This window comes from Dolichospermum sp. LEGE 00240, from assembly GCF_015207875.1.
Lineage (GTDB): Bacteria > Cyanobacteriota > Cyanobacteriia > Cyanobacteriales > Nostocaceae > Dolichospermum > Dolichospermum gracile.
On record NZ_JADEVZ010000139.1, the window covers coordinates 1 to 4,576 of the forward strand.

The window sequence follows — 4,576 nt, forward strand, 5'->3', positions numbered from 1 at the left end:
TAATCTCGTCGGCAGCGTAAGATGTGTATAACAGACAGGGTAAGAGTTTTACCAATTACCAATTACCAATTACCAATTACCAATGACTAATGACTAATGACTAATGACTAATGACTAATAATTAGGTTCATTACCTACTTTCCATTTGATATTGCAACCAATACTCGGCTTTTGTTCACTTGTCACAGGTTGATTATTTAAAACTGCGGTAATAGCTGCCCTTAAATCTTTACCTGTTACAGGTTGATTATTGCTAGGACGACTATCATCTAATTGTCCGCGATAAACGAGTTTTCTGTCGCCATCAAATAGAAAGAAATCTGGTGTACAAGCTGCTGTATAAGCTTTTGCTGTTGCTTGAGTTTCGTCGTAACAGAAAGTAAAATCAAAACCCAATTCTATACACATTTCTTTTAATGATTCTGGGGCATCATTAGGATAATTTTGAGCATCATTAGCACTAATGGCAATAATCCCTAAATCACTGTTGCTGTAATCTTGATCTAATTTGGCTAATTCTTGTTGAATATGCTTAACAAATGGGCAATGACGACAAATAAACATGATTAATAATGCCTTTTTATCGGCAAAATTATCAAGAGAAATTATTTTTCCAGATACTACTTCTGGTAGATGAAAATCTGGTGCTTTCGTGCCTAGAGGCAACATCGTGGAAGCTGTTAAAACCATAATGTTTTTTAATGTTTTGATCAGGATTTTTTCTAATAATAGAATAATCCATCTTGATTTAGGAAAATTACCAAATTCAAATACATAACTTATTAAAAAATTTGAGTATCTTATGAATTATGTAATTAAGTTATGGAAAAAAGATCAATATTCCCTGTTCCCTGCTATAATGACTGACCGTTGATTGAAAAAATTTTAATAATGATCACTTGGTGTTCCTTGCGAATGAAACAATGGGGTAGGATGACAAAATTCCTATCTTTGTTCTGTCTTTGTCTATTATTGGTCGTTAGTTGTACTCCTAAACAGCAAACAAATACACCACAGTCTAGTGCTGTAAATACTACTGCGGGTGATGGTCGGATTACCGTAGGGACAACGGAAAAGCCAAGAACTCTTGATCCTGCTGATGCGTATGAATTGGGATCTTTGAGTTTAGTATTTAATATGAGCGATCGCCTGTACACTTATGAACCAGGTAGTACAGAAATTAAACCACAGTTGGCAACAGCATTACCAAAAGTGAGTGCAGATGGTTTAACCTATACCATTCCTATTCGCCAAGGAGTCCTATTTCATGATGATACTCCCTTCAATGCCAAAGCAATGGAGTTTAGTCTACAACGCTTCATCGAAAACAAAGGTAAACCATCCTTCCTACTTTCCGATACCGTAGCCTTAGTTAAAGCCACCGGAGAGTATGAATTAACAATTAAACTGAAAAAACCCTTTGCAGCTTTTCCTTCCTTGTTAGCATTTTCTGGAGTCTGTGCGGTTTCACCAAAATCCTATGAAATTGGGGCGGGAAAATTTAAACCAAATATTTTTGTAGGAACTGGTGCTTACAAATTAGCCAAATATGGAACTGATTCCTTAAAGTTTGATGTATTTGATAAATATTGGGGAACAAAACCCGAAAATAAGGGTGTAAATGTCCAAATTCAAACCAGTCCAGTTAACTTATTTAATGCCTTTAAAACTGGAGCGATAGACGTGGCTTATCTATCCTTACAACCGGATCAAATTCAGAGTTTAGAAGCCAGTGCCAAAAAGGGAGATTGGCAAGCTATATCTGCTCAAGGTAGTGTAGTTACTTATATGACTTTAAATCGCAATCAAAAACCTTTAGATAAAGTAGAGGTGAGACAAGCGATCGCATCATTAATTGATCGTAAATTATTAAATGATCGGGTATTATTATCACAGGCTGATCCTCTTTACAGCATGATTCCCACCACCTTCAACGTTTCCCAACCATTGTTTCAAGATAAATATGGTGATGGTAAATTTGAAGAAGCCAAAAAATCCTTAGTCGCTGCTGGTTTCTCCAAAGAAAATCCAGCAAAAGTGCAAATTTGGTATCCTGCAAGTTCAATGACTCGGAGTTTAGTCGCCCAAACCTTAAAATCCCTCGCTGATACTAAAATGGATGGTATTTTGCAATTTGAAGTTAAAACCGTCGAAGGTGCAACTTTCTATAAAGAAATTTCCAAAGGTTTATATCCCAGTACCTTAACTAATTGGTATCCAGACTTTTTAGATCCAGATAACTACGTACAGCCATTTTTAGCCTGTGAAAAAGGTTCAGTTGCTAAAGGTTGTGAAACCGGCGGTAGTCAAACTCAGGGGTCATTCTATTATAGTGAAGCTATGAACAAACTCATAGATCAACAACGTAAAGAACAAAATCCTGAAACTCGGAAAAAAATATTTGCCGACATTCAAACCCAAGTATTAACTGATGTTCCCTACATTCCTTTATGGCAAAGCAAAGATTTTGTATTTGCTCAAAAAGGCGTAGCCAATGTCAATCTTGATCCCACCCAAAACCTGATTTACAAAACAATTAAAAAGTAGGGAATAGGTGACAGGTGACAGGTGACAGGTGACAGGTGACAGTTAATAGGAGATAGAGAGAAGTTTTCTTTCATTCTTCATTCTTCATTCTTCATTCTTCATTCTTCATCCTGACTCCTGAACTCCTGAACTCCTGAACTCCTGAACTCCTGAACTCCTGAACTCCTGATAAAATATGTCCCGTTCTAAAGCATTACAGTATTACATAGTTTCCCGGTTATTATTTGCGCCACTGCAACTATTAACTATTATCACCATTGTTTTTATTTTACTTAGAGCCACCCCAGGAGATCCAGCAGATGCAATTCTGGGAGGAAGAGCGCCAGAAAGTGCAAAAGAAGAATTAAGAAAACAACTTGGTTTAGACTTACCAATTTGGTTACAATATCTCAATTATTTAGGTAATTTACTACGCTTTGATTTAGGAACTTCCTTAACCAGTCGCGGGCAAAATATAGGGGAAATAATTAGTCAATATTTTCCAGCCACAGTAGAATTAGCATTTGCGAGTATGGCTGTGGCGCTGATTGTCGGCGTTTTAGTGGGAACTATTTCCGCTTCTCGTCCGGGAACTGGTTTTGATATTGGTGGGCGCTTATTTGGGATTATTACCTACGCACTACCGATGTTTTGGGCAGGTATGTTATTACAATTAGTTTTTTCAGTTCAATTGGGTTGGTTTCCCAATTCCAATCGGTTTCCGCCCAATCTTCCTGCACCTACAAATATTACTGGTTTATATACAATTGATAGTTTATTAGCTGGAAATTTAAGTCAGTTTTTCACATCTTTACATCATTTAGCTTTACCAAGTTTAACTTTAGGAATTTTGCTCAGTGGCATTTTTGAACGCATTGTCAGAGTTAACTTAAAACAAACCTTAAAAGCCGATTATGTAGAAGCGGCTAGAGCGAGAGGAATTTCTGAAAGTAAGATATTAGTTTCCCATGCTTTGAAGAATGCCTTAATTCCTGTAATTACGGTCTTAGGACTAACATTTGCTTCCTTATTAGGTGGAGCAATTTTAACAGAAGTGACATTTTCCTGGCCAGGGTTAGCAAATCGTTTATACCAAGCTATTTCCGACCGAGATTATCCTACCGTCCAGGGTGTGTTAGTATTTTTTGGGGCAATTGTTGTCAGTGCAAGCATTTTGATTGATATTCTCAATGCTTATGTAGATCCAAGAATTAGATATTAAAAAAGGAGTATGATTTTAGCATGGCTAACGCCATACACCATATAGTGCTAATAGAAAGTGATTAGCTGGACTGATAACTTTGTCAAAAAAATTTTAGATCGCTACTTTTTAAACTCATGTAAAAGAACATCATTCTTGTGAAAACAGATACTATATTCTATCAACTATTTCAGACATTACCTAGTATCCTTTTTGAACTGATTGGCAAGCCAGCCACAGAAGCGGAAGCATATCAATTCACATCTGTAGAAATTAAGGAACTAGCATTTCGCTTTGATGGTTTATTTATACCTGATTCAGAAATACCTGAACAACCGATTTACTTTGTAGAAGTTCAATTTCAACCGAAAGCGGATTTTTACTGGCGGTTATTTACCGAAATCTTTGTTTATCTGAATCAATATCAACCAAAGAATGATTTTCACGCAGTAGCCATTTTTGCTAAACGTAGTTTAGATCCTGGTGTACCAATGCAGTATCGGGGTTTGCTAATGAGTCAGCAAATCACGTTTATTTATTTGGATGAGTTGGAGGTAACAACCGATAATTCAATAGGACTGGGAATGGTACAGCTAGTAGTGGAAAAAGAGGAAACTGCTATTGAGCATACAAGGCAGTTAATCCAAAAATCTCGACAACAATTAGCAGATGCCAGTAAAAGACAAAAAGTCTTAGAATTGTTAGAGGGTGTTTGAAAAGTTGGCTCTTTCGTCTCTTTTATGGTCACAACTAAAATTACCAAAATTTAATGCCGATAAATCTAAACCATAAAAGCCGAAAACTCTATCTCTGTAAAGGTTTGCAAACTTTTAAATACAAGAGAATCAG

At 36.4% G+C, this 4,576-nt stretch carries 4 protein-coding genes; 3 read left to right on the forward strand and 1 reads right to left on the reverse strand.

Annotated elements, in window-relative coordinates; all coding sequences use genetic code 11:
* Positions 1–114 precede the first annotated feature (114 nt).
* Complete coding sequence (locus IQ226_RS24330) at positions 115–690, reverse strand: thioredoxin family protein (RefSeq protein WP_193899665.1); 576 nt, start codon at positions 688–690, stop codon at positions 115–117.
* Between the two features lie 243 nt (positions 691–933).
* Here IQ226_RS24330 and IQ226_RS24335 point away from each other — a divergent pair, with 243 nt between their 5' ends.
* The 3 genes from IQ226_RS24335 (at position 934) to IQ226_RS24345 (ending at position 4,443) form a co-directional block, all read left to right on the forward strand.
* Complete coding sequence (locus IQ226_RS24335; RefSeq protein ID WP_228039654.1) at positions 934–2,547, forward strand: ABC transporter substrate-binding protein; 1,614 nt, start codon at positions 934–936, stop codon at positions 2,545–2,547.
* Positions 2,548–2,722: 175 nt separating this feature from the next.
* The gene (locus IQ226_RS24340; RefSeq protein ID WP_193899669.1) at positions 2,723–3,748 is read left to right on the forward strand and encodes an ABC transporter permease; all 1,026 of its coding nucleotides are present in this window, start codon (positions 2,723–2,725) and stop codon (positions 3,746–3,748) included.
* A 137-nt stretch (positions 3,749–3,885) separates the two neighbouring features.
* Entirely contained in the window at positions 3,886–4,443 is a 558-nt protein-coding gene (locus tag IQ226_RS24345) for an Rpn family recombination-promoting nuclease/putative transposase (RefSeq protein ID WP_193899671.1), read from the forward strand.
* Positions 4,444–4,576 lie beyond the last annotated feature (133 nt).

What these genes read in the sequence shown, in the direction of transcription:
- IQ226_RS24330 (WP_193899665.1), bottom strand. Translation starts at nt 690, where the DNA reads ATGGTTTTAACAGCTTCCACGATGTTGCCTCTAGGCACGAAAGCACCA.
- IQ226_RS24335 (WP_228039654.1), top strand. Translation starts at nt 934, where the DNA reads ATGACAAAATTCCTATCTTTGTTCTGTCTTTGTCTATTATTGGTCGTT.
- IQ226_RS24340 (WP_193899669.1), top strand. Translation starts at nt 2,723, where the DNA reads ATGTCCCGTTCTAAAGCATTACAGTATTACATAGTTTCCCGGTTATTA.